Origin of the sequence: Mycobacterium sp. VKM Ac-1816D, from assembly GCF_000416385.1 — a bacterium.
Taxonomy (GTDB): Bacteria; Actinomycetota; Actinomycetes; order Mycobacteriales; family Mycobacteriaceae; genus Mycobacterium; species Mycobacterium neoaurum_A.
The window spans coordinates 98,874-119,374 of sequence record NZ_AOHQ01000146.1 but is presented as its reverse complement, the minus strand read 5'-3'; the positions used below and the strand labels follow the sequence as shown (position 1 = coordinate 119,374).

Sequence of the window (20,501 nt, the reverse complement as noted above, 5' to 3'; positions counted from 1 at the left end):
AACCTACGGTGCCGTAGGTTACGCTACCGTAGTAACCGGAAGGAGGGCCGAACGACCATGGCAGTAACCGACGTACCGGAATTCGCGCATCTCACCGAGGCGGATATCGAAGCGCTGGGTGCAGAACTGGACGCGATCCGCCAAGACATCGAAGACTCGCGTGGCGCCGACGACGCCCGCTATATCCGCCGGACCATCGCCTTCCAGCGGGGCCTGGATCTCGCAGGCCGGCTGCTGCTGGCAGCCAGCTCCAAGCGATCCTTCTGGTGGGCAGGGGCATCGACCCTCGGCGTGGCCAAGATCATCGAGAACATGGAGATCGGCCACAACGTCATGCACGGCCAGTGGGACTGGATGAACGATCCCGAGATCCACTCCTCCTCGTGGGAGTGGGACATGGGCGGGGTGTCCAAGCACTGGCGGTTCACTCACAACTTCATGCATCACAAGTACACCAACATCCTCGGCATGGACGACGATGTGGGCTACGGCCTCATCCGCGTCACCAGGGATGCCAAGTGGCAACCGATGAACGTCTTCAACCTGCTCTTCAACACGGCCCTGATGTCGCTGTTCGAGTGGGGAGTCGGCTTGCAGCACTTGGAGATCGGCAAGATCTTCAAGGGCCGCGACGACCGTGCCGCGACCGTGGTTCGGATGAAGGAATTCGGGGTCAAGGCCGGTCATCAGATCGCCAAGGACTACGTGATGTGGCCCGCGCTGACCTCGCTGTCTCCCGGTGCGACCTTCAAGTCGACGATGCGGGCCAACTTCTTGGCCAACATCATCCGCAACGTATGGGCCAACGCGGTGATCTTCTGCGGGCATTTCCCCGACGGCGCCGAGAAGTTCACCAAGACCGACATGGTCGGCGAGACCCGCGGCCAGTGGTACCTGCGCCAGATGCTGGGCAGCGCGAACTTCGACAACGGCCCGGTGCTGCGCTTCATGAGCGGCAACCTGTGCCACCAGATCGAACATCACCTGTTCCCCGATCTGCCGAGCAACCGCTACTACGACATCTCGATCAAGGTGCGGGCGTTGTGCGAGAAGTACGATCTGCCCTACACCACCGGACCGTTCCTGGTGCAGTACGGCAAGGCTTGGCGCACCATCGCCAAGCTGTCGCTGCCGGACAAGTACCTCAAGGACACCCGGGACAACGCGCCGGAGACCCGTAGCGAGCGGATGTTCGAGGAACTCGACGGTTTCGGCGGTATCGATCCGGCCACCGGCAAGCGTCGTGGTCTGAAGTCCGCGATCGCCGCGGTTCGCGGCGGTGGATGGCGTCGCAAGCACAAAGCCGCCGCCTGAGCTCACCCACAACCGCGAGCGTGCGTGTCTGCACCAAGACACGCCGCTCGCGGTTCTGCGTTCACGCACGCTCGTGGTGTTCAGTACCCCGCTTCGCCAAGGGTGACCAGCAGTCGACGCGCCGCGGCCACCCGCGCCGCCGCCGGACCGGTCAGCGCGTCCAACGCGCACTCGGGGTCGGCGGGAGGCCCGAGGTGTCCGCAGCCGCGGGGGCAATCATCCACGGCCGCAGCGAGATCCGAGAAGGACGCAACGACGTCATCGGGTTTGATGTGGGCAAGGCCGAACGACCGGATACCCGGTGTGTCGATCACCCATCCCGATTCCCGCAGCGGCAGGGCAACCGACTGGGTGGACGTGTGCCGCCCCTTGCCGACGCCGGTCACCGACCCCGTGGCCCGGTCCGCATCGGGCACAAGACGATTCACCAGCGTGGACTTGCCGACCCCGGAATGCCCGAGCAGCACCGTCACCTTGCCCGCCAACAGCGGTGCCACCACATCCAGCGGATCGTCCCGGCCCGCCGTCACCACCTGCAGATCCAGATCGGCGAACTGGGCTGCGAACTCCACGGGAGAGGCCAGATCGGACTTGGTCAGACACAGGATCGGGATCAGTCCGCCGGTGAATGCCGCGATCAGGGCGCGGTCGACGAACCCGGTGCGCGGCGGCGGGTCGGCCAGCGCCACCACGATCAGCAGTTGATCGGCATTGGCCACCACCACCCGCTCGGTCGGGTCGGTGTCATCGGCCGTGCGCCGCAACACCGTTCGCCGCTCAGCGCGACGGATGATGCGGGCCAGCGTGTCCGGTCGACCGGACACGTCACCGACGATGCCGACCTCGTCACCGACGACGATCGGCGTCCGGCCGAGTTCACGGGCCCGCATCGCGGTGACGTTACGGTGCGGGTCGCCACCGAGCGCGCAACCCCATCGCCCACGGTCGACGGTGACGACCATGGCGTCCTCGGCGTCGGCGTGTTCGGGACGGGTCTTGGTGCGCGGACGCGAACCCTTGCCCGGGCGGACCCGGACATCGGACTCGTCGTACTCGCGCGACTTCACATCGGGCCCAACATCGCCGCCCACATCCCCGGGAAGTCGGGCAGGGTCTTGGCCGTGGTGGCGATGTCCTCGACCTCGACGCCCGGCACCCGCAACCCGATGATCGCCCCGGCCGTGGCCATCCGGTGATCGGCGTAGGACCGCCACACCCCGCCGTGCATCGGCACCGCGGTGATCCGCAGGCCGTCGTCGGTCTCGATGCAGTCACCGCCCAGGTTGGTGATCTCGGTGCGCAACGCCGCCAGTCGGTCGGTCTCGTGCCCGCGCAGATGGGCGATCCCGCGCAGCGTGGACACCGATCCCGGGGCGGCCAGGGTTGCCAGTGCGGCCACCGCAGGGGCCAGCTCGCCGATATCGTGCAAGTCGATGTCGATACCGCCGAACTGCGCGGCGCCGCGCGCTTCAAGGTACGAATCATGATGTACTGCGGTCACATTCACCCGCGCCAGCAGATCGAGGATATCGCCGGCCGGCTGGATGCTCGCCGCGGGCCAGCGGGTGATGCGCACGGTGCCCGCGGTGACGGCGGCCGCGGCCAGGAACGGCACGGAGTTGGACAGATCGGGCTCGATCACCCAGTCCATGGCGGCCACCGTGCCCGGTTCGACACGCCATCGGTTGGCGATGCTGTCGTCGACGCTCACCCCGGCGCTGCGCAGCATCGACACCGTCATCGAGATGTGCGGGGCCGAGGGCACCGAGTCGCCGGTGTGCACCACGGTCAGCCCGTCGGTGAAACCGGCACCGGACAACAGCAGACCAGAGACGAACTGGGAGGAGGCCGATGCGTCGATGCGGACCTCGCCACCGGACACCGCGCCGTGGCCGCGCACCCGGAACGGCAATCCATCGCCCTCGATGTCGACGCCGAGGCCGCGCAGCGCATCCAACAGCGGCGCGATCGGGCGGGCCCTGGCCTGTTCGTCACCGTCGAAGACGACCGTCTCGCCGCCCTGCGCCGCGACCGCGGGCAGGAAGCGTAGGACCGTGCCTGCCAGCCCACAGTCGATGCGGGTGTCCGCGGCGGGGGCGACGGCGCCCTCGACGGTCAGGTCGGTGCCCGCGCCGCTGACCCGCACGCCCAGGGCGCGCAGGGCGTCGATCATCAGGTCGGTATCGCGGCTGCGCAGCGCACCGGCGATGGTCGATGCTCCTGCCAGCGCGGCCAGCACCAACGCGCGGTTGGTCAGCGATTTGGACCCGGGCACCTCGACGGTGGCGTTCACGGGGGTGGTGGTCGTCGGTGCCGGCCAGTTGCTCACGGCCTCTATCCTGCCTGGTATGTGTGGGCGATTTGCGGTGACCACCGACCCGGCGTTGCTGGCCGAGAAAATCAAGGCCTTGGACGAAACCACCGTGACGGCCGAAGGCCAGGGCGGGCCCAACTTCAACGTGGCTCCGACCACCACCATCAGCTCCGTGGTCAAGCGCCACGGCCATACTTCCCCGTCGCTTCGCTCGCCCCAGGACGAACCCCAGGACGAACCCGAGGACGAGTCCAGCAGGCGGATCCGCTCGATGCGCTGGGGACTGATCCCGCCATGGTCGAAGACCGGCGAGGATGGCGGTCCCGACCTGAAGAAGGGACCGCTGCTGATCAACGCCCGTGCCGAGACGGTCACCACCTCGCCGGCGTTCCGCGGCTCGGCCAAGAACAAGCGCTGTCTGATCCCGATGGACGGCTGGTACGAGTGGAAGCCCGGAATCGTCGAGGGCGCCAAGAAGCCCGCCAAGACGCCGTACTACATGTACGCCGCCGACGGTGAGCCGCTCTTCATGGCCGGGCTGTGGTCCACCTGGCGGCCGAAGGACGCGGCGCGGGACATGCCACCGCTGCTCAGCTGCACCATCATCACGACCGACTCGGCCGCGCAGCTTGCCGATATCCACGACCGGATGCCGCTGACCATCAGTGCCGCCGACTGGGACCGCTGGCTGGACCCGGACGCACCGATCGACGAGGGACTGCTGCGCGGGCACGGTGATCTCGACCGCATCGAGATCCGCGAGGTGTCGCGACTGGTGAACAGCGTGCGCAACAACGGTCCGGAGCTCATCGAGCCCGCCACGCACGACGAGGGCCTGTTTTGACACTCACACCGCAGCTCCTCGACGGTCTGGGTGCCGACCTGCGCTCGGCAGGGTTCACCGTCGACGGTGGTGCCGCCCTACTGGGGCCCGAGGCCAATGATGCGCTGGGCCGCGGCATCTGGTGGCCGGCGCTGCGCGCCACCGGCGCCGACCGGTTGTCGGTGTTGGTCCGGTTGTTCCTGCTCGGTGCGGTCGAATCGCGGGATCGATTGCAGCGGGCGTTCCCATCGGTGCCGCTGGAGGCGCTCATCGGGGCCGGGGTACTGGAGCCGGCGGGGCCCGGGGGATGGCGGGCGGCGCTGGACATCCGCCCGCACAGCGACGGCGATCGCGATCACCTGGTGGTCTCGGATCAGGACGCCGCGCTGCGCGCCGGACCGTTGCGCCGCGATCACGTGCTCGGCATCGGCGGGGCGTCGATGTCGTTGGCGCGGGCGATCATCCGTACCCCGGTGCGCCGGGCGTTGGATCTGGGCACCGGGTGCGGTATCCAGGCGCTGCACCTGGACGCGCACTGTGCCGATATCGTCGCCACCGACACCAACGAACGGGCGCTGATGTTGGCGGCGGCCACCGCCCGGCTCAACGGGATGAATTGGGATATGCGCCTGGGCAGCCTGTTCGAGCCGGTGGCCGGTGAGCGGTTCGACCTGATCGTGTCCAATCCGCCGTTCGTCATCGGCTCGGGTGCCACCGACTACATCTATCGGGACTCCGGGTTGGCAGGCGACCAGTTGTGTCGCAACCTGATCGAACAGCTGCCCGATCACCTTGAGCCCGGTGGCACGGCTCAGATCATGGCCAACTGGATCGTCGGTGAACAGGACTGGCGCGAGCGGGTGGCCGGGTGGCTGGCAGGCACCGGATTACACGCCTGGGTGGTGCAGCGGGAGTTGGCCGATCCGGTCAGCTATGTCTCGCTGTGGTTGGCCGACGCCGGCGAGCCGCCGGAGGTGGCCGCGGTCCGCGGCGGCCAGTGGCTGGACTGGTTCGCCGAGGAGGGGGTCCGGGCCATCGGGATGGGGCTGATCACGGTGCGCCGGCCGGCCGCCGGTGAACAGCCCGAACAGATCCTCGAGGAGATCACCGGTGCCGACGAGGCCCCGACCGGTGTCGAGGTGCAGGCTTTCCTCGCTCGTCGCGCCTATCTGCGCGACACGGACGATGACGCCCTGCTCGCCGCCCGACTGTCGACCGCACCGGTACTGCTCGAACAGCATTCGCTGCCGGGGCCGGATGGCTGGCAGCAGATCGGCGCGGCGGTGCGCCGTCCGGGCGGACCGGGTGCGGTGATCGGCGTCGACGATGTCTTCACCGCGCTGCTGGCCGGGTGTCGCGGCGAGGTGCCCCTCGGCACCCTCATCGACCTGCTGGCCGCGCACCACGGGGTGGCGGCCGATGCGCTGGCCGACGCCGCGCTGCCGGAGATCCGGGAGGCGATCGGTCACGGGATCCTGTATCAGGCCGGGTGACGGACGGCGGCGACAACCGCGTAGGAGGCCTCGAAGCCGACCGTCCCGTCGGCAGCCGTGCGGGCATCCAATGCCGCCCGGAACGCCTCGACGAGACGGGCGCCGGTCGGTTGGTCGAGTCGGGACAGGATGTCGACGTGCATGGGGGACTCGTCGGTGATGAACTGCACGGCGTGCGCCGTCGAATCGAAGGTCCACGGATGCGCACCGCGTCCGATGGTGATCCGGTCGAAATCGGTCAGCAGGCGTGCGGTGGCCACCTCGGGGTCACCCCACTGATCGGGGCTGTGGGTGCCCGCGGGGCGTGGGCCGAGGACCTCGACGATCGGGTCGTAGAACGGATTCTCGGCGTCGCGCACCCAGGTCGAGAAGGCGAACACCCCGCCCGGTCGGAGCAGCCGGGCCACCTCGGTCATCATCGCCGCCGGCTCGACGAAGATGGTGCCCATGTTCGACACCGCGATGTCGAAGGACGCGTCGGGCAGTCCGGTGGCGGCGGCATCGGCGGCCACCCAGCGCACCGCGTCGCCGCCCGGTTTACCCGCCGCGATCGCCAGCAGTTCCGGGGTCAGGTCCACACCCGTCACGGTGGCGCCCGCCGCCGCGGCGGAGAGTGCGGCACTGCCGGTGCCGCAGGCCAGGTCGACGATATCGGCATCCGGTAGCGGCCGCAGTCGACCGGCGGTGTCCACGACGCGGGCGGCGATGGCAGAGATCTGTTGTGCGACGGCCTCATACCGTCCTGCTGACCAGAGGGACACGTCGTCACCCTAGCCGTCGGCGGGAGCGCGGGGGCGCCCACGATCCCACGGCCGGCACGGTCAGTCGAGCAGTGTGCGGATCTCCGGCGTCACCTCGTCGACGGAGCCGGCGAAGTCGTCGTGGGTGTCCAGGAACTTCGCCACGAACGAACACACCGGCACGATGCGCATGCCTGCGGCGACGGTATCGGTCAGCGCACCGCGAATCAGCTTGCTGCCCAGTCCCTTTCCGCCGTACTGCTCGCCGATCTCGGTGTGATGGAAGATCCGCTGCCGACCATGATCGCGGTATTCGGCGAAACCCGCCAGATCCTGGCCTTGGTGGATTTCGAAGCGGGTTCGCTCGGATGCGTGGGTGACGGTGACGGTGTCGGACATGATTCCATCATGGCCCTGGCTCGTGCCGGGTGATCACGGCGCCAGGATGTCGGCGGTGCGCGCGCCGGTGAGGCGCACGAGGTCGCCGGGGGCCAGCGCGACATCCCAGCCCCGCTTGCCCGCGCTGCACAGCACCCGATCCCAGTTCAGCGCCGAGGAGTCCACGACCGTCGGCAATGCCTTGCGCTGGCCCAACGGCGAGATCCCGCCGAGGACGTAGCCGGTGGCCCGCTCGGCGGCTGCCTTCTCGGCCATCGTGGCCTTCGGTGTGCCCAGTGCGGCGGCGGCGGCCTTGAGTGACAACTTGGCGGGCACCGGCAGCACGGCGACCGCCAAGCCGCCGGGCACGGCGAGCACCAGCGTCTTGAAGATCTGTTCCGGGGCCAGCCCGTGCGCGGCGGCCAGCGCGGCGACCGCCTCGTCACCGAAGGACTCGGCGCGCGGATCGTGCTGATACCGCAGGATCTCGTGAGCGGCGCCATCGTCGACCAGGACCCCGATGGCCGGGGTAGCTGCGCGTGCCACCCGACCGACCTTAGCTGTCGTGCCCCGGCCCGGGCCGTCCGGGAATGAGCGGGCCACGACCCCGTGTTGTTGGAGTTGACGCGGCCCGAGCCAGGTTGTGTCGGTCATTGCCTTTAGGATCGTCAGATAGGGGATTTTGGTGCCAACGGCCTGCCTTGAACGTCCGGTGGTCGCACTGGAGTGGTTCGGTGGCGCCGCAACAGAAGGGACGGTGTCTCCCGCAATGACCGATATCGACGATGTGGCCGCCGCGCCGGCCGAAGAAACCGACGCCGAACTCACCGCGCGCTTCGAACGCGACGCCATCCCGTTGCTCGACCAGCTCTACGGCGGCGCTCTGCGGATGACGCGCAACCCGGCCGATGCCGAGGACCTGCTGCAGGAGACGATGGTCAAGGCCTACGCCGGCTTCCGCTCCTTCCGCGCGGGCACGAACCTCAAGGCGTGGCTGTACCGCATCCTGACCAACACCTACATCAACAGCTACCGCAAGAAGCAGCGGCAGCCTGCGGAGTACCCGACCGACGAGATCACCGACTGGCAGCTGGCCGCCAACGCCGAGCACTCCTCGACGGGTCTTCGTTCGGCGGAGGTCGAGGCGCTCGAAGCCCTCCCGGATACCGAGATCAAGGCCGCGCTGCAGGCGCTGCCAGAGGAATTCCGGATGGCGGTGTACTACGCCGATGTCGAAGGTTTCCCGTACAAGGAGATCGCGGAGATCATGGACACGCCGATCGGCACGGTGATGTCGCGACTGCATCGCGGCAGGAAACAATTACGTGAGCTGCTGGCCGATGTGGCCCGCGACCGTGGCTTCCTACGAGGTCAGCAGCAGGACGAGCCGGAGGAGGTCTCTTCGTGAGCGACACCCATGATGAGGAACGCTGGGTTCCCCCGATCGGCCCCGTCGATCCCGACCACCCGGAGTGTGCGGCGGTCATCGCCGAGGTGTGGACCCTGCTCGATGGCGAGTGCACGGTGGAGACCCGCGACAAGCTGCGCCAGCATCTGGAGGAGTGCCCCACCTGCCTGCGTCAGTACGGCATCGAGGAGCGGGTCAAGACGCTGATCGCCACCAAATGCAGCGGCGAGAAGGCTCCGGACAGTCTGCGCGCCAGGTTGCGCCTGGAAATCAGCCGCACCACCATCGTGCGGGGCTGACAGCCCTCCAGAGGCGTCAAACATAAACCGCCCGGGCTCCTTACGAGGAGCTCGGGCGGTTTGCTTCCCAGCGTCGCGATAAGCGGCGGTACGCCTATGCGTCGGGGTTATGCGTTGGGACGACGGCCGTGGTTGGCCTTCGAGTGCTTGCGATCGCGCTTCTTGCGGCCACGCTTGGCCATGATGGAACCTCCGGGTCAGACGAATACTGACGACCATTGTCTCATGCCCGCGGGAGTGCTTTTGTCCACCTGGTGTTCGTGGGGGCCGCCGGGGTTGTGGTTCGATATAGGCCGGTGGGCCGAATGTTGCCGGCCGGAAGCGCAGATGAGTGGGGTGAAGATGGCCGAGGATGTTCGCGCCGAGATCGTGGCCAGTGTGCTGGAGGTCGTGGTGAACAAGGGCGACCAGATCGAAGCGGGCGACACTCTCGTGCTGCTGGAGTCCATGAAGATGGAGATCCCGGTGCTTGCCGAGGTCGCGGGCACCATCACCGAGGTGAGCGTTGCCGTCGGCGATGTCATCCAGGCCGGCGACCTCATCGCGGTGATCAGCTAGCCCCGAAGGCGACCCGGCTCATGTCGACCCTCGGTGATCTGCTCGCCGAGCACACGGTCCTACCGGGTAATGCCGTCGACCACCTGCACGCCGTGGTGGGCGAGTGGCAATTGTTGGCCGATCTGTCGTTCGCCGACTACTTGATGTGGGTGCGCAGCGACGATGACGTGCTGGTCTGTGTCGCCCAGGTGCGCCCCAACACCGCACCGACGGTCCTGCTCGCCGATGCGGTGGGAACCCTGTCCAATGCCACCGACATGCCGGTGGTGGGTGCGGCGTTCTCCTCGGGGGCGATCGGCAGGGAAAGTGATGTCGGGCGGTCGGAAACCGGGGACGGTCAGTGGCTGAACGTCGAGGCGGTGCCGGTGCGCCACGGCGACCGGGTGGTCGCGGTGTTGACGCATCAGACCGCTCTTGCCGATCGGCGCACGACCAGTCCGCTGGAACGGGCCTATCTGGACTGCGCGCGCGATCTCGTCCTGATGCTCAGCGAGGGCACCTTCCCCAATGTCGGTGACGCCGCGATGTCGCGGTCCAGCCCCCGCGTCGGTGACGGCTTCATCCGCCTGGATGTCCACGGCGATGTGACCTTTGCCAGCCCCAATGCGCTCTCGGCGTATCACCGGATGGGCTTGAATGCCGAACTGGAGGGTCACAATCTGATCGGCGTGACCCGGCCGTTGATGTCGGATCCCTTCGAGGTCCAGGAACTTGCCAACCACGTGCGCATCTCGGTGGCCGGCGGGGCCAGCACCCGGATGGAACTGGATGCCGGTGGCGCGGCCGTGCTGCTGCGCACCATCCCGCTGCTGGCCAGCGGGGAGCCCGCCGGCGCCGCCGTGCTCATCCGCGATGTCACCGAGATCAAGCGCCGTGACCGCGCGCTGCTGTCCAAGGATGCGACCATCCGCGAGATCCACCACCGGGTGAAGAACAACCTGCAGACCGTCGCGGCCCTGTTGCGATTGCAGGCGCGGCGGACCAACAACGCCGAGGGTCGCGAGGCGCTGATCGAATCGGTGCGTCGGGTGTCCTCGATCGCGCTGGTGCACGACGCACTCTCGATGTCGGTCGACGAGGAGGTCAACCTCGACGAGGTGGTCGACCGGATCGTCCCGATCATGAACGATGTCGCCTCGGTGGACACCCCGATCCGGATCACCCGCGAGGGCGACCTGGGCGTGCTGGATGCCGACCGGGCCACGGCGCTCATCATGGTGATCACCGAGCTGGTGCAGAACGCGCTCGAGCATGCTTTCGACGGTGATGTGTCCAAGGGGTCGGTGACCATTCGCGCCGAACGTTCGGCGCGGTGGCTCGATGTCGTGGTCCACGATGACGGCCGCGGCCTACCCGAGGGATTCAGCCTGGAGAAGTCCGATCGACTGGGTCTGCAGATCGTGCGCACGTTGGTCTCGGCCGAACTGGACGGTTCACTCGGCATGCACGATGTCGCCAGCGGTGGAACCGATGTGGTCCTGCGGGTGCCCATCGGCAGGCACCGGCGGATGCCGATCTGAACGCCGGCGACCCGCCGGAGTTGCAGCCTATTGTGATGAGGCACACAGCCTTTGGGTCTGAAACGACTGCGGCCCCGACAGTGTTGTCGGGGCCGCAGTCGTTATCGGTTCTGACTAGACGCTGCTGCGGGCCTTCGTCCGCGCGTTGCGACGCTTCAGTGCGCGACGCTCGTCCTCGCTCATCCCGCCCCAGACGCCGGCGTCCTGGCCGGACTCAAGCGCCCAGCTCAGGCACTCGGTGGTCACCGGGCAACGGTTGCAGACGAGCTTCGCATCAGCGATCTGGGCGAGGGCCGGGCCGCTGTTCCCCACGGGGAAGAACAGTTCCGGATCCTCGTCGCGACAGACCGCCTTGTGACGCCAATCCATAGCTTCCAACTCCTAGTCAGTTTTTCGCCTGTGCGCACAAAATCGCACTAGCTTTTTCTCGGCTGTTAACGGGTGCACATGAAATGTTTCTGCACTGTTGCATCCGATGCTTTCACAGGCTGAACAGATGTCAATAGAACTGCGTTAACACGTGGGCAATGTCACTGCGCTACCGGGTTACCGGTCCACTCATCCGTTTGTACTACACTGGGCTCACTTGCGCTCTAAATATCTGCCGCTCACAGCAAACTAGCAGGTCACGGCGGTGTAGGCCGGATCACGGAGCAGGAGCGACGACCCCGATGGCGTTCGGTACCGAGGTAAAGATCATCGCCTGACGTAAACCGATGTAATCGCCGTCTATCTGACAGGCCACCGGTGTGTCACTGCTCACCCGCAGCCACGGCAGGTCGTCATCGCGGATGAGATGGCCGGCGGTGATATCGGGTGTCGACGACAACATCCGGCGCACCAGACCGAGATTGCGCCAGATGCTCATGCTGGTGATCGCGAACACTCCCAGCCCGGTGTCGAAGGTGGTGTCCGGGTTCGTCCACACCGGGCGGGTGTTGGCGTAGGTCCACGGACTGGAGTTGGACACGAAAGCGAAATGCACCCCCGTCTGCGGCTCCCGGTCGGGCAGTTCCAGCGTCAGTAGTGGCTCCCGCCGCGCACTTGCCAACATCTCCCGGATGGCAACCCTGATGTAGCGCGAGGCGGTCACCTTCCGCCCGCGGGCGCGCTGGGCCTCCACGGCCGCCACGACATCACCGTCGACCCCCATGCCCGCGGTGAACACGCCCCAGCGTTCCCCGCAGTCCATCAAACCGATACGGCGCCACGGCATGCCGCGACGACGCTCACCGAGCAGGTCGACCAGCTGATTGGTGGCCTCTATCGGGTCGGGGCTGATGCCGAGGGACCGTGCGAAGACGTTGGCCGAACCGCCGGGCACCACGCCCACGGCCGGGGTGTGTTCGCCTGTTCCGCCCGCCTGCAGGACGCCGTTGACCACTTCGTTCACCGTGCCGTCACCGCCGTGCACGATCAGCACATCGGTGCCGTCGCCGGCGGCGCGCGCACCGATCTCCACGGCGTGACCGCGATGATCGGTGTGGATCACCGTCAGATCCACCCGGCTCTCCAATGCGTGGGCCAACAGATCACGACCCGCCGGAGTCGTCGAGGTCGCATTCGGGTTGACGATCAGCACGGCACGCACGGGGTACCAGCCTAACCATGTGTCCGGGGCCCGGTGGCCACCCATGACAACAGTCCACGGCCGGTTCGGCTCGGCTGCATGACCGTTCGGTGAACGCCGCCGGCGATGATCGTGTTGGCGGGCACCGGAGTTCAGCCGGCAGCGGTGGGCAGCAGCGGTGGGCATATGCCGTTGGCATCGGCCGCCAGCTCGAAATGCCACGTCTCGTTGGCGTAGATCTGGCACAGCCCGAAGCGCGGTCCGTTGGCGATCATCCACTGCGCGGCATCGGGTCCACCGATGTCGACGGCTGTCCCGACGACGTGACGGGACTGCTCGGGCAGCTGGACGTACTGGCGGGCGGCCGCGAAGCTGCCGTAGGTGACGATGGCGTCCTCGAGGAGTTGGCGCTGGAATTGCGGACTGCGCCAGCCCGAGTTGACGGTGACGCTGATGCCCTGCGCCGCGGCCGCCGTGGTGGCGTTCTGCACGGCCGTGCGCAGCGCCGGCTCCAGGTTGCCTATCGCCGGATCGGCGGTGTCGAATGCGGTCAGCGGCCGGTCGGGCTGTTCGGCGGGATCGGCGCGGACAACCGGTGCGAGGACAAGGGCAGTGGCCAGCAACCCCGCCATCAGCACAGCACGCATCGGCCTAGTCTAGGAGATCTCACCGTCCAGATAGCGCCAGGTGCCGTCGCGGGCGCGGGTGAACCTGCTGCGTTCATGCAGGATATGGCGCCGGCCGTGCTGTTCGTACTGGGCGCGGAACTCCACGATGCCCGCGTCGTCGTCGGCTCCGCCGGCCTCGGTGTCCACGATCTGCAGTCGCCGCCAGGTGAGGGTGTCGTCGAGCTCGAGTTCACCGGGCCGGGTGCGCGGATGCCACGACCACAGCAGGTAACCGGTGTGGCCGAGGGCGAAGGCGCTGAACCGCGAACGCATCAGTGCCAACGCGGTCACCGCGGGCGCGGCCCCGTCGTGCAGTGGGCCACAGCACCGCGCATAGGCGAGCGCCGATCCGCACGGGCAATCACCGGACACGGTCGGCGATCCGTTCGACCAGCGAATCGATCATGCCGGAATCATCGGCCGGATCGGGTACCCAGGACAGCGCGATCTGGGCCGGGGCCCAGGTGCTTTCGTCGATCGGGATCAGTTCGAACTCCGGCGGAGAGAAGATCCGGCCGATCGCCGAGTTCGGCGCATAGGTCACCAGTGCCACCAGGTGCCGATTGAAGACCTGTGTTGCCATCTCCAGCTCGCCGCCGAGATCCTTTGTCGCGCGGACGATGCGGGTGACACCGCGGGTGGCCAGACCACGGGCCAGGCCGGCCAGGACCACCGGATTGGGTCTGGCGAAATCGATCACCACATCACGATCGCGAAGCTGCTCGATCCGCACCCTTTCCGAGCCTGCCAGCGGATCGTCGAAGCGCACGGCTATCGCACCGGGATAGGTTGCCACCACACGATGTCGAAGTCGCTTGTCGGCGGACGGCAGATGGATCAACCCGATGTCCAGATGCCCGGAGACCAGCTTCGCGGTGACCTCGGCGGCCGAACCGGGCAGACCGAACTCGGCAGGCACGGGCAGCTCGGCCACCGCCGTCTCGAGTCTGGCCAGGAAATCCGACGGCGCGTACGCCGTGGCGCCGACTCGAACAGTCCTGCCGGCCTTGGTGATTCGCGTGGCGATCACCTTCAGGTCCTCGACCCGGCGCAGGATCTCGCGAGCAGGTTCGAGCAGTTGCGCTCCCAGTGCAGTCAACTCCACCCGGTGATACTGCCGTTCGAACAGCGGCCCGCCGAGCTCACGCTCGAGAAGTTTGATCTGCTTGCTCAGTGGGGGCGGGGTGATCATCAACCGATCGGCGGCGCGCTTGAAGTGCAACTCTTCGGCTACCGCGACGAAGTAGCGGAGCCTGGTGAAGTCGACTTGCATGCGGCACTCCGGGACGGCTGAAGGGGTCGCTCGATCCTAGACGCCGACACCGTCGATCTCGGCCGGTTGAATCGACTCCAGGACGCCGCTACGCAGGAGGTCGTCGATCTGCTCGTCATCGAGGCCGAGCAGGTCGGCCGCGATCTCACGGGTCTGCTCGCCGAGCAGCGGTGCCTGCCGCAGCGGCGGATCGGCGATCCGCTCGGAATGGATGATGACGTTCTCCATCACGAACGGTGTCGTCCACAGCGGGTGCAGCTCTTCGCGGAACGCGCGCCGGGCCACGTAGTAGTCCCAGTCGAGGAGCTCGGCGGCCCGCAGCGCCGCCCCGGCGGGCACCCCGGCGCGCTGCAGCGTCGTCATCGCCTCGGTGGGGGAGCGTTCGGCGGTCCAGGCCCGCACGGCATCCTCGACGCGGGCCCGCTCGGCCACCCGGCCGGCCCGGGTGCCCAGTTTCGGGTCGGCCGCCAGATCGGCGCGCCCGATCGTCGCGCACAGTGCCCGCCAGTCGGCGTCGCCGCGCACGGTCACCGCGACCCACTGATCGTCGCCGGCGGATTCGAACACGCCCCAGGGCGCATCCTGCTCGAACGCCGACGTGGCACCGGCCGACTGCTCGGCGATCTCGGCGGCCAGATGGCTGAGCATCACCTCCGACTGCGCGATGCTGACCGAACCGCCGGCACCGGTGCGTTCGCGGCGCAACAGCAGTGCCAACGCGGCCAGTACACCGATGCGGGCCGACACGTGGTCGGGGTAGACGGTCACGGTGTCGCAGAAGGCCTTGCGCTTGGCGGGCTTCTCCGGGTCCTCGGGGTAGACCCACAAGTCGGTGAAACCCGCGGCGGCGCGGACCAGCGGTCCGTAGCCCATCCGGGTGGCCCACGGACCGGTCGGGCCGAACGCGGAACTGTCCACCACGACGATGCCGGGGTTCACGGCCTTGAGGGTGTCGTGATCCATGCCCAGCGTGGCGGCCACCCCAGGCTTGAAGTTGGTGAGCACCAGATCGGCCTCGGCGGCCAACCGGTGTGCCAGGGCGCGCCCCTCGTCCGAGCGCAGGTCGATGCCGATGGAGCGCTTGTTGCGCTGCCCGGCGGCGTAGGTCTGCGACACCGAGGTCAGGTTGCCGCGCAGGCCGTCCGGGAATGCCGTGTTCTCGATCTTGACCACATCGGCTCCCAGGTCACCGAACAACCGTCCGGTGTCGCTGCCGACCACGATCACGCCGAGATCCAGTACCCGAAGGCCCTCCAGCGGAAGTCCCTCGTTGCGACGGGGCCGGCCGGCCAGGATGGGCGCCGACTCCGGGCGGTGCTGCGGGGCAACGGAATCGGTGAGCGTGCTGGCCCGGTGCCCGTCGATCTCGGCCACCCCGACCGGGACCGGGACCGTCAGGCCCGGCTCGAGCTCGACCTCGCGCAGGAAGCCGCGCTGTCGGATCTGATCGGTGCACAGTGCCTCGGGAAGGGTGAACACCGCGGCGGCGGGCACCCGGTACCGCTGGGCCGCCGATTCCAGTTCGGCCCGGGTCTTGTCCCGGAAGAACGTGGCGATCGCCGGCATCAGCGTCGGGGACATGAAGCGCTCCCGCAGCTTGTCGTACTTGGGGTCGGCGAACTCTGCGGGCCGGCCCAGCCACTCGAACATGCCGTGCCACTGGCGTTTTGCCAGCAGGCAGATCCGGATGTAGCCGTCCGCGCACTTGAGGATCGGGTAGCGCAACTGCTCGGCGACCCAGTTGCGCTCCTGCTTGCTGACGGCGACACCGGCCGAGGCGGTGCCCGCGCTGCCATAGGGCGGGTCGAGGGTCTGCATGGCTCCGTCGAGTACCGAGAAGTCGATGAGATCGCCTGCACCGGTGCGCAGTTTGTCCAGGTGGAGGCTGAGCACCAGCACCGCGGCCTGTGCCGCCGCCACGTGGTAGGGCAACTGCCGGGCCGGCGGCACCAGCGGGACCTGCCCCGGGATGCCGGACCGGGTCAGCTCGCTGCTCAGCGCGTGCAGCACCGGTGTGGTGGCCTGCCATTCGCGGAACTCGTTGTCCCGGCCGAAATCGCTGATGGACAGCACGACCAGCCCCGGATGTTCGACGCGGATCCGCCGAACATCCAGCCGTGCTTCGCTTTCCGAGCCGGGGCGGGTGCTCTCGACGAGAATGTCCGCGCCCGCGATCAGGTCCGGCCACTGCCGGGCATCGGCGTCGACACGGGGCAGGCCGCGCCGATTGATGGCGGTGTCGAGCATATCGTCGCCCGGTGCGCCGGAGTTGTCATTGACACCGGCGAGCCGCACCACCGTCACCTGCGCACCCAGATCGGCCAGCAGGCGGCCGACAGCGGTCATCGGGCCGGTGCTCAGATCCAGGATCCGCACGCCGGAAAGCGGTGGGTCGTAATCATTCGGGTTGTTCATAGCTGCGCTAGTTCTTCCGGATCTCGCGGAACGGGATGTCGCGATCGACCTCGGGCTCCTTGGGCAGTCCGAGCACCCGCTCGCCGATGATGTTGCGCTGGATTTGGTCGGTACCGCCGCCGATCGAGGTGAAGAACGCGTTGAGACTCAGGAAGTTCACCTCGTCGGCCTCGGCGTTGTCCGGTCCGGCCAGCAGCGCGTCGGCGCCGATGATGTCGGTCTTCAGCCGTGCCTCGGCGTGCAGGATGCGCGATGTCGCCAGCTTGCCCAGCGACATCACCGGGCTGGCGGTGCCCTGCTTGGCCTCGGCCTTGGCGCGTGCGTTGTTGAGGTTGTTGAGTTCTCGCAATGCGAGCACCTCGGCCAGCGACCTGCGGATCGCGGCATCGTCCAGCTTGCCGTGCGCGCGGGCCATCTCGACGAGGCTGTTCCCGCGGGACTGCTTGCGGTGCAGGCTGGTTCCGGAACCCATGATGGCGCGCTCCACGGCCAGCGCGGTCTGCAACACCCGCCAGCCGTTACCGACGCCGCCGACGACATAGGCGTCGGGCACCGTGGCGTCGGTGATGAACACCTCGTTGAAATGCGCGTCGCCGGTGATCTGCACCAGCGGTCGGACCTCGATACCCGGCTGCTTCATCGGCACGATGAAGAAGGTGATGCCCTTGTGCTTGGGCACATCCCAGTCGGTACGCGCGATCAGCAGGGCGTACTCGGAGGTCTTGGCGCCCGAGGTCCACACCTTCTGGCCGTTGATGATCCAGTGGTCGCCATCGAGGACCGCGGTGGTGCGCACACCGGCGAGATCGGACCCCGCGCCTGGCTCGCTGTAGAGCAGGCAGGTGCGTGACTTCTCGGTCAGGAACTCGTGCAGCAGATCGGCCTTGAGCTGCTCGGTGCCGAACGCCAGCGTGGTGTTGGCCGGGATGCTGAACCTGTCCTGGCAGGCGCCGGGGGCGCCGACCGCGCGGAACTCCTCGGCGATCACCTTGGCCAGCGTGTTCGGATAGTCCCGGCCGTACCACTGGTTCGGGTAGGTCGGGGCGCCGTAGCCGGCCGCGACGACCTTCTCCAGCCAGGAGACCCGCTCGGGGGAGCTGACCCACGGGTCGGCGGACGTGGGCAGGGTCACGCCGGTCCAGTTGTCGGCGAGCCAGCCGCGGACCTCGGCCCGGAGTTCCTCGGCGCTGGGCAGATTGATCTCGCTCATGACTCATGCGCCTTTCGAGGCCAGGTAGCGTTCGCGGTGCGATGCGGAGTCGCCGAACAGTTGCAGGCCGCTACGGGCCCGGCGGACGTAGAGGTGGCAGGGGTGCTCCCAGGTGAAGCCGATGCCGCCGTGCATCTGGACGGCCTGCATCGCGGTGCTCACGTACGCCTCGGCGCAGGCGAACCCGGCCAGTGCGACCGCGCCGGCGCGGGCCTGCTCGTCCTCGAACTGCGCTGCGGCGTTCTGGGCTGCCGAGGTGGCGGATTCGACCTCCAGGAGCAGATCGGCGGCCATGTGCTTGAGCGCCTGGAAGCTGCCGATCGCCCGGCCGAACTGGAAGCGGGTCTTGAGGTATTCGATGGTGATGTCGAAGATGCGGCGGGTGCCGCCGGCCTGTTCACCGGCCAGGGCGACGACGGTGAGGTCGAGGGCCTGCTGCACCGCATCCCACCCCGCGGTACCCAGGCGACGGGCCGGGGTGTCGGCGAAGGTGTAGGTCGACAGCGGCACGGTCGGGTCGAAAACCGAAGCGGGCGTGCGCCGGAACCCTGGCGCATCGACGTCGACCTGGAAGATCGCGGGTCCGTCGGTGCTCTGCGCGACCACCAGGATCACATCGGCGAGCTGTCCGTGGGTGACGAAGTGCGCCGAGCCGGTCAGGGTGCCGTCGGCTCCGGCGGTGACATCGACACCGGCCGGGGTCCAGGTCCCGCGAGCGCCGGTCACCGCGACGGTGCCGATCGAACTGCCGTCGGCAAGACCCGGCAGGAGCCTGCGCTTGTCCTCTTCGGTACCGGCCGCCTGGATCAGCGCGACGGTCAGCACCGCGCTGGAGATGAACGGGGCGGGCAGCAGCGCGGCGCCGGTCTCCTCGGCGACGGCCTCCAGTTCCAGCGGTCCGAAGCCGAGGCCGCCGTGCTCGTCGCCGACAAGCATGCCGAGCACACCCTGGGTGGCCAGCCGGCGCCACAGCTCGCGGTCGAAGCCATCCTCGGGCGCCATGGCCGCGCGCACGTCTTGCTCGGAACATTTCTCCTGCAGCAGGTCGCGGACCGCGGATCGTAGATCCGCCCGTTCGGCCACGCTGATCGTCATGCTCCACCGCCCTTCCTGGCTGTCGGGATCCCATGTTGTGTGGTGCGGGCGGCCGTGTAAATCACGCATGCCGACACCGATACGTTTCCGATGTCGACATGCGTGCGGCAGGTACCGTACTGACGTGACCGCACGCCAACTGCTCCTCGTGAACGGGCCCAACCTGAATCTGTTGGGCACCAGGCAGCCGGAGATCTACGGGTCCACCACGCTCGCGCAGATCGAGCAGCAGGTCAGCGAGGCCGCCGCCGAGCACGGCCTGCAGGTTCGCGCGGTACAGAGCAATCACGAGGGTGTGCTGATCGACGCCATTCATGCCGCGCGCGCCGATTGCGCAGGCATCATCATCAACCCGGGTGCCTACAGCCACACCTCGGTGGCCATCGCCGACGCCCTGACCGGTGTCGATCTGCCGGTCGTCGAGGTGCATCTGAGCAATATCCACCGCCGGGAGGCATTCCGGCATCATTCCTATGTCTCGGCGGTGGCCGAGGCGGTGATCGCCGGTGCCGGGCCGCGCGGCTATGTGTTCGCGGTGGCGCATCTGGCGGGCCGGTTGTCGTGACGCAGCCACCGATCGTCCGCTACGCCGGTTATCTGGTGGCGGCGCAAGGCGTCGCGGCGCTCGTGATGGCCGCGGTGCTGCTGGTGCGGGCCTTCGCCGGAGCTGACCAGCACATCGTCAACGGTTACGGCACCGCGGTGTGGTTCATCCTGATCGGAGCCGGCGTGCTGACCGGAGGGTGGGCACTGGTGACCGGTCGACGCTGGGGCCGCGGAATCGCGGTGCCGACCAACCTGCTTCTGCTTCCCATCGCCTGGTATGTGATCACCAGCCACCATGTGGTGTACGGCGTCCTGGTCGGTCTGCTGGCGCTCTCGGCGCTGGCGATGTTGTTCAGCCCGTCCTCGGTGCAATGGATGGCCGGCCGGGACTAGACCCGCCGATCGGATTCGCTCGCCAGTTCCGCCAGCTGCGCGCCGGAGACACGATAGGTGGTCCACTCCGTCTGGGCTGCTCCGCCGACGGCGTCATACAGCGCGATCGCGTCGACGTTCCAGTTCAGCACCGCCCAGCTCAGCCGGGTGTAGCCGTGTGTGCGGCATTCGGCGGCCAAGGTGGCGAGCAGTGTGCGGGCAAGGCCGCGCCTGCGAAATGCCGGGCGCACGAACAGATCTTCCAAGTAGATCCCGGACACCCCGTCCCACGTCGAGAAGTTCAGGAACCAGACCGCTGTCGCCGCGGCCTGTCCGTCGATTTCGACGATATGCGCGTGTGCCGTCGCCTGGTCGCCGAAAAGCGCCGTGTGCAGCTGGGTTTCGGTGACCACGCACTCGTCGGCGGCGTTCTCGAACTCGGCCAGTTCGCGGATCATCGCCACGATCTCGGCCTCGTCGCCGGGGCGCGCCCGCCGGATCACTT

The 20,501-nt window shown here is 67.9% G+C and carries 23 protein-coding genes; 9 read left to right on the top strand and 14 right to left on the bottom strand.

The annotated features are described in order from the left end of the window. Positions 1-57: 57 nt before the first annotated feature. Complete coding sequence (locus G154_RS24990; protein ID WP_019514689.1) at positions 58-1,314, top strand: fatty acid desaturase; 1,257 nt, start codon at positions 58-60, stop codon at positions 1,312-1,314. Between the two features lie 80 nt (positions 1,315-1,394). Here G154_RS24990 and rsgA read toward each other — a convergent pair whose 3' ends face one another. Together rsgA and aroA are read right to left on the bottom strand one after the other, a co-directional pair. Continuing rightward, the gene (gene rsgA, locus G154_RS24985) at positions 1,395-2,381 is read right to left on the bottom strand and encodes a ribosome small subunit-dependent GTPase A (protein WP_023985441.1); all 987 of its coding nucleotides are present in this window, start codon (positions 2,379-2,381) and stop codon (positions 1,395-1,397) included. Then, entirely contained in the window at positions 2,378-3,652 is a 1,275-nt protein-coding gene (aroA, locus tag G154_RS24980; protein ID WP_110807136.1) for a 3-phosphoshikimate 1-carboxyvinyltransferase, read from the bottom strand. The genes rsgA and aroA overlap by 4 nt, the downstream gene beginning before the upstream one ends. A 10-nt stretch (positions 3,653-3,662) precedes the next feature. Here aroA and G154_RS24975 point away from each other — a divergent pair, with 10 nt between their 5' ends. Beyond that, positions 3,663-4,472 (top strand): SOS response-associated peptidase, encoded by an 810-nt coding sequence (locus G154_RS24975; RefSeq protein ID WP_023985443.1) that lies wholly within the window; start codon positions 3,663-3,665, stop codon positions 4,470-4,472. Beyond that, on the top strand, positions 4,469-5,944 hold the full coding sequence (locus G154_RS24970) for a class I SAM-dependent methyltransferase (protein WP_019514685.1): 1,476 nt from the start codon (positions 4,469-4,471) through the stop codon (positions 5,942-5,944). The genes G154_RS24975 and G154_RS24970 overlap by 4 nt, the downstream gene beginning before the upstream one ends. On the opposite strand, the gene G154_RS24965 is transcribed toward G154_RS24970, so the two are convergent. Genes G154_RS24965 through G154_RS24955 form a run of 3 tightly spaced genes read right to left on the bottom strand, consistent with a single transcriptional unit; the run spans position 5,932 to position 7,608 of the window. Continuing rightward, positions 5,932-6,705 carry a class I SAM-dependent methyltransferase gene (locus G154_RS24965; RefSeq protein WP_019514684.1) on the bottom strand — a complete coding sequence of 258 codons (774 nt, stop codon included), beginning with the start codon at positions 6,703-6,705 and terminating at the stop codon, positions 5,932-5,934. The genes G154_RS24970 and G154_RS24965 overlap by 13 nt on opposite strands. A 60-nt stretch (positions 6,706-6,765) precedes the next feature. Then, positions 6,766-7,083 carry a GNAT family N-acetyltransferase gene (locus G154_RS24960; protein WP_019514683.1) on the bottom strand — a complete coding sequence of 106 codons (318 nt, stop codon included), beginning with the start codon at positions 7,081-7,083 and terminating at the stop codon, positions 6,766-6,768. A 33-nt stretch (positions 7,084-7,116) separates the two neighbouring features. Continuing rightward, on the bottom strand, positions 7,117-7,608 hold the full coding sequence (locus tag G154_RS24955; RefSeq protein WP_019514682.1) for a YbaK/EbsC family protein: 492 nt from the start codon (positions 7,606-7,608) through the stop codon (positions 7,117-7,119). 223 nt (positions 7,609-7,831) lie between these two features. On the opposite strand from G154_RS24955, the gene G154_RS24950 reads away from it, so the two are divergent. The 4 genes from G154_RS24950 to G154_RS24935 all read left to right on the top strand — a co-directional run bounded on the left by G154_RS24950 (position 7,832) and on the right by G154_RS24935 (position 10,847). Then, entirely contained in the window at positions 7,832-8,470 is a 639-nt protein-coding gene (locus G154_RS24950; RefSeq protein ID WP_019514681.1) for a sigma-70 family RNA polymerase sigma factor, read from the top strand. Next, positions 8,467-8,769: a mycothiol system anti-sigma-R factor gene (gene rsrA / locus G154_RS24945; RefSeq protein WP_019514680.1), complete on the top strand. Its 303-nt coding sequence runs from the start codon at positions 8,467-8,469 to the stop codon at positions 8,767-8,769. The genes G154_RS24950 and rsrA overlap by 4 nt, the downstream gene beginning before the upstream one ends. Positions 8,770-9,111: 342 nt before the next feature. Continuing rightward, on the top strand, positions 9,112-9,327 hold the full coding sequence (locus G154_RS24940; RefSeq protein ID WP_023985445.1) for a biotin/lipoyl-binding carrier protein: 216 nt from the start codon (positions 9,112-9,114) through the stop codon (positions 9,325-9,327). A 20-nt stretch (positions 9,328-9,347) separates the two neighbouring features. Next, a complete protein-coding gene (locus G154_RS24935; protein ID WP_019514678.1) occupies positions 9,348-10,847 on the top strand; it encodes a sensor histidine kinase in 1,500 nt (499 codons plus the stop codon). A 114-nt stretch (positions 10,848-10,961) separates the two neighbouring features. On the opposite strand, the gene whiB1 is transcribed toward G154_RS24935, so the two are convergent. The 8 genes from whiB1 to G154_RS24895 form a co-directional block, all read right to left on the bottom strand. Continuing rightward, positions 10,962-11,216 (bottom strand): transcriptional regulator WhiB1, encoded by a 255-nt coding sequence (gene whiB1, locus G154_RS24930; protein ID WP_019514677.1) that lies wholly within the window; start codon positions 11,214-11,216, stop codon positions 10,962-10,964. Positions 11,217-11,493: 277 nt separating this feature from the next. Beyond that, the gene (locus G154_RS24925) at positions 11,494-12,438 is read right to left on the bottom strand and encodes a diacylglycerol kinase family protein (RefSeq protein WP_019514676.1); all 945 of its coding nucleotides are present in this window, start codon (positions 12,436-12,438) and stop codon (positions 11,494-11,496) included. A gap of 131 nt (positions 12,439-12,569) precedes the next feature. Next, positions 12,570-13,064 (bottom strand): M15 family metallopeptidase, encoded by a 495-nt coding sequence (locus tag G154_RS24920; protein WP_031601382.1) that lies wholly within the window; start codon positions 13,062-13,064, stop codon positions 12,570-12,572. Between the two features lie 9 nt (positions 13,065-13,073). Then, complete coding sequence (locus G154_RS24915) at positions 13,074-13,457, bottom strand: YchJ family protein (RefSeq protein ID WP_019514674.1); 384 nt, start codon at positions 13,455-13,457, stop codon at positions 13,074-13,076. Next, positions 13,447-14,358: a LysR family transcriptional regulator gene (locus G154_RS24910; protein WP_019514673.1), complete on the bottom strand. Its 912-nt coding sequence runs from the start codon at positions 14,356-14,358 to the stop codon at positions 13,447-13,449. Before G154_RS24910 ends, G154_RS24915 begins: the two co-directional genes overlap by 11 nt. 36 nt (positions 14,359-14,394) lie before the next feature. Beyond that, a complete protein-coding gene (locus G154_RS24905; protein WP_019514672.1) occupies positions 14,395-16,773 on the bottom strand; it encodes a CoA transferase in 2,379 nt (792 codons plus the stop codon). 7 nt (positions 16,774-16,780) lie between these two features. Next, positions 16,781-17,983 (bottom strand): acyl-CoA dehydrogenase family protein, encoded by a 1,203-nt coding sequence (locus G154_RS24900; RefSeq protein WP_019514671.1) that lies wholly within the window; start codon positions 17,981-17,983, stop codon positions 16,781-16,783. A 3-nt stretch (positions 17,984-17,986) separates the two neighbouring features. After that, positions 17,987-19,078 carry an acyl-CoA dehydrogenase family protein gene (locus tag G154_RS24895; RefSeq protein ID WP_019514670.1) on the bottom strand — a complete coding sequence of 364 codons (1,092 nt, stop codon included), beginning with the start codon at positions 19,076-19,078 and terminating at the stop codon, positions 17,987-17,989. A 124-nt stretch (positions 19,079-19,202) separates the two neighbouring features. On the opposite strand from G154_RS24895, the gene aroQ reads away from it, so the two are divergent. Further along, positions 19,203-19,643, top strand: coding sequence for a type II 3-dehydroquinate dehydratase (aroQ, locus tag G154_RS24890; RefSeq protein ID WP_019514669.1), 441 nt, complete (start codon positions 19,203-19,205; stop codon positions 19,641-19,643). Next, entirely contained in the window at positions 19,640-20,017 is a 378-nt protein-coding gene (locus tag G154_RS24885; RefSeq protein WP_019514668.1) for a hypothetical protein, read from the top strand. Before aroQ ends, G154_RS24885 begins: the two co-directional genes overlap by 4 nt. Here G154_RS24885 and G154_RS24880 read toward each other — a convergent pair. Continuing rightward, positions 20,014-20,454, bottom strand: coding sequence for a GNAT family N-acetyltransferase (locus G154_RS24880; RefSeq protein WP_045546593.1), 441 nt, complete (start codon positions 20,452-20,454; stop codon positions 20,014-20,016). The two genes, G154_RS24885 and G154_RS24880, sit on opposite strands and share 4 nt — an antisense overlap. Positions 20,455-20,501 lie beyond the last annotated feature (47 nt).

Excerpts from the sequence above, each read along its gene's own strand:
- G154_RS24990 (WP_019514689.1), top strand. The coding sequence starts at position 58 with ATGGCAGTAACCGACGTACCGGAATTCGCGCATCTCACCGAGGCGGAT.
- G154_RS24975 (WP_023985443.1), top strand. The coding sequence starts at position 3,663 with ATGTGTGGGCGATTTGCGGTGACCACCGACCCGGCGTTGCTGGCCGAG.
- G154_RS24960 (WP_019514683.1), bottom strand. The coding sequence starts at position 7,083 with ATGTCCGACACCGTCACCGTCACCCACGCATCCGAGCGAACCCGCTTC.
- G154_RS24950 (WP_019514681.1), top strand. The coding sequence starts at position 7,832 with ATGACCGATATCGACGATGTGGCCGCCGCGCCGGCCGAAGAAACCGAC.
- G154_RS24940 (WP_023985445.1), top strand. The coding sequence starts at position 9,112 with ATGGCCGAGGATGTTCGCGCCGAGATCGTGGCCAGTGTGCTGGAGGTC.
- G154_RS24935 (WP_019514678.1), top strand. The coding sequence starts at position 9,348 with ATGTCGACCCTCGGTGATCTGCTCGCCGAGCACACGGTCCTACCGGGT.
- whiB1 (WP_019514677.1), bottom strand. The coding sequence starts at position 11,216 with ATGGATTGGCGTCACAAGGCGGTCTGTCGCGACGAGGATCCGGAACTG.
- G154_RS24920 (WP_031601382.1), bottom strand. The coding sequence starts at position 13,064 with ATGCGTGCTGTGCTGATGGCGGGGTTGCTGGCCACTGCCCTTGTCCTC.
- G154_RS24910 (WP_019514673.1), bottom strand. The coding sequence starts at position 14,358 with ATGCAAGTCGACTTCACCAGGCTCCGCTACTTCGTCGCGGTAGCCGAA.
- G154_RS24905 (WP_019514672.1), bottom strand. The coding sequence starts at position 16,773 with ATGAACAACCCGAATGATTACGACCCACCGCTTTCCGGCGTGCGGATC.
- G154_RS24900 (WP_019514671.1), bottom strand. The coding sequence starts at position 17,983 with ATGAGCGAGATCAATCTGCCCAGCGCCGAGGAACTCCGGGCCGAGGTC.
- G154_RS24895 (WP_019514670.1), bottom strand. The coding sequence starts at position 19,078 with ATGACGATCAGCGTGGCCGAACGGGCGGATCTACGATCCGCGGTCCGC.
- G154_RS24880 (WP_045546593.1), bottom strand. The coding sequence starts at position 20,454 with ATGATCCGCGAACTGGCCGAGTTCGAGAACGCCGCCGACGAGTGCGTG.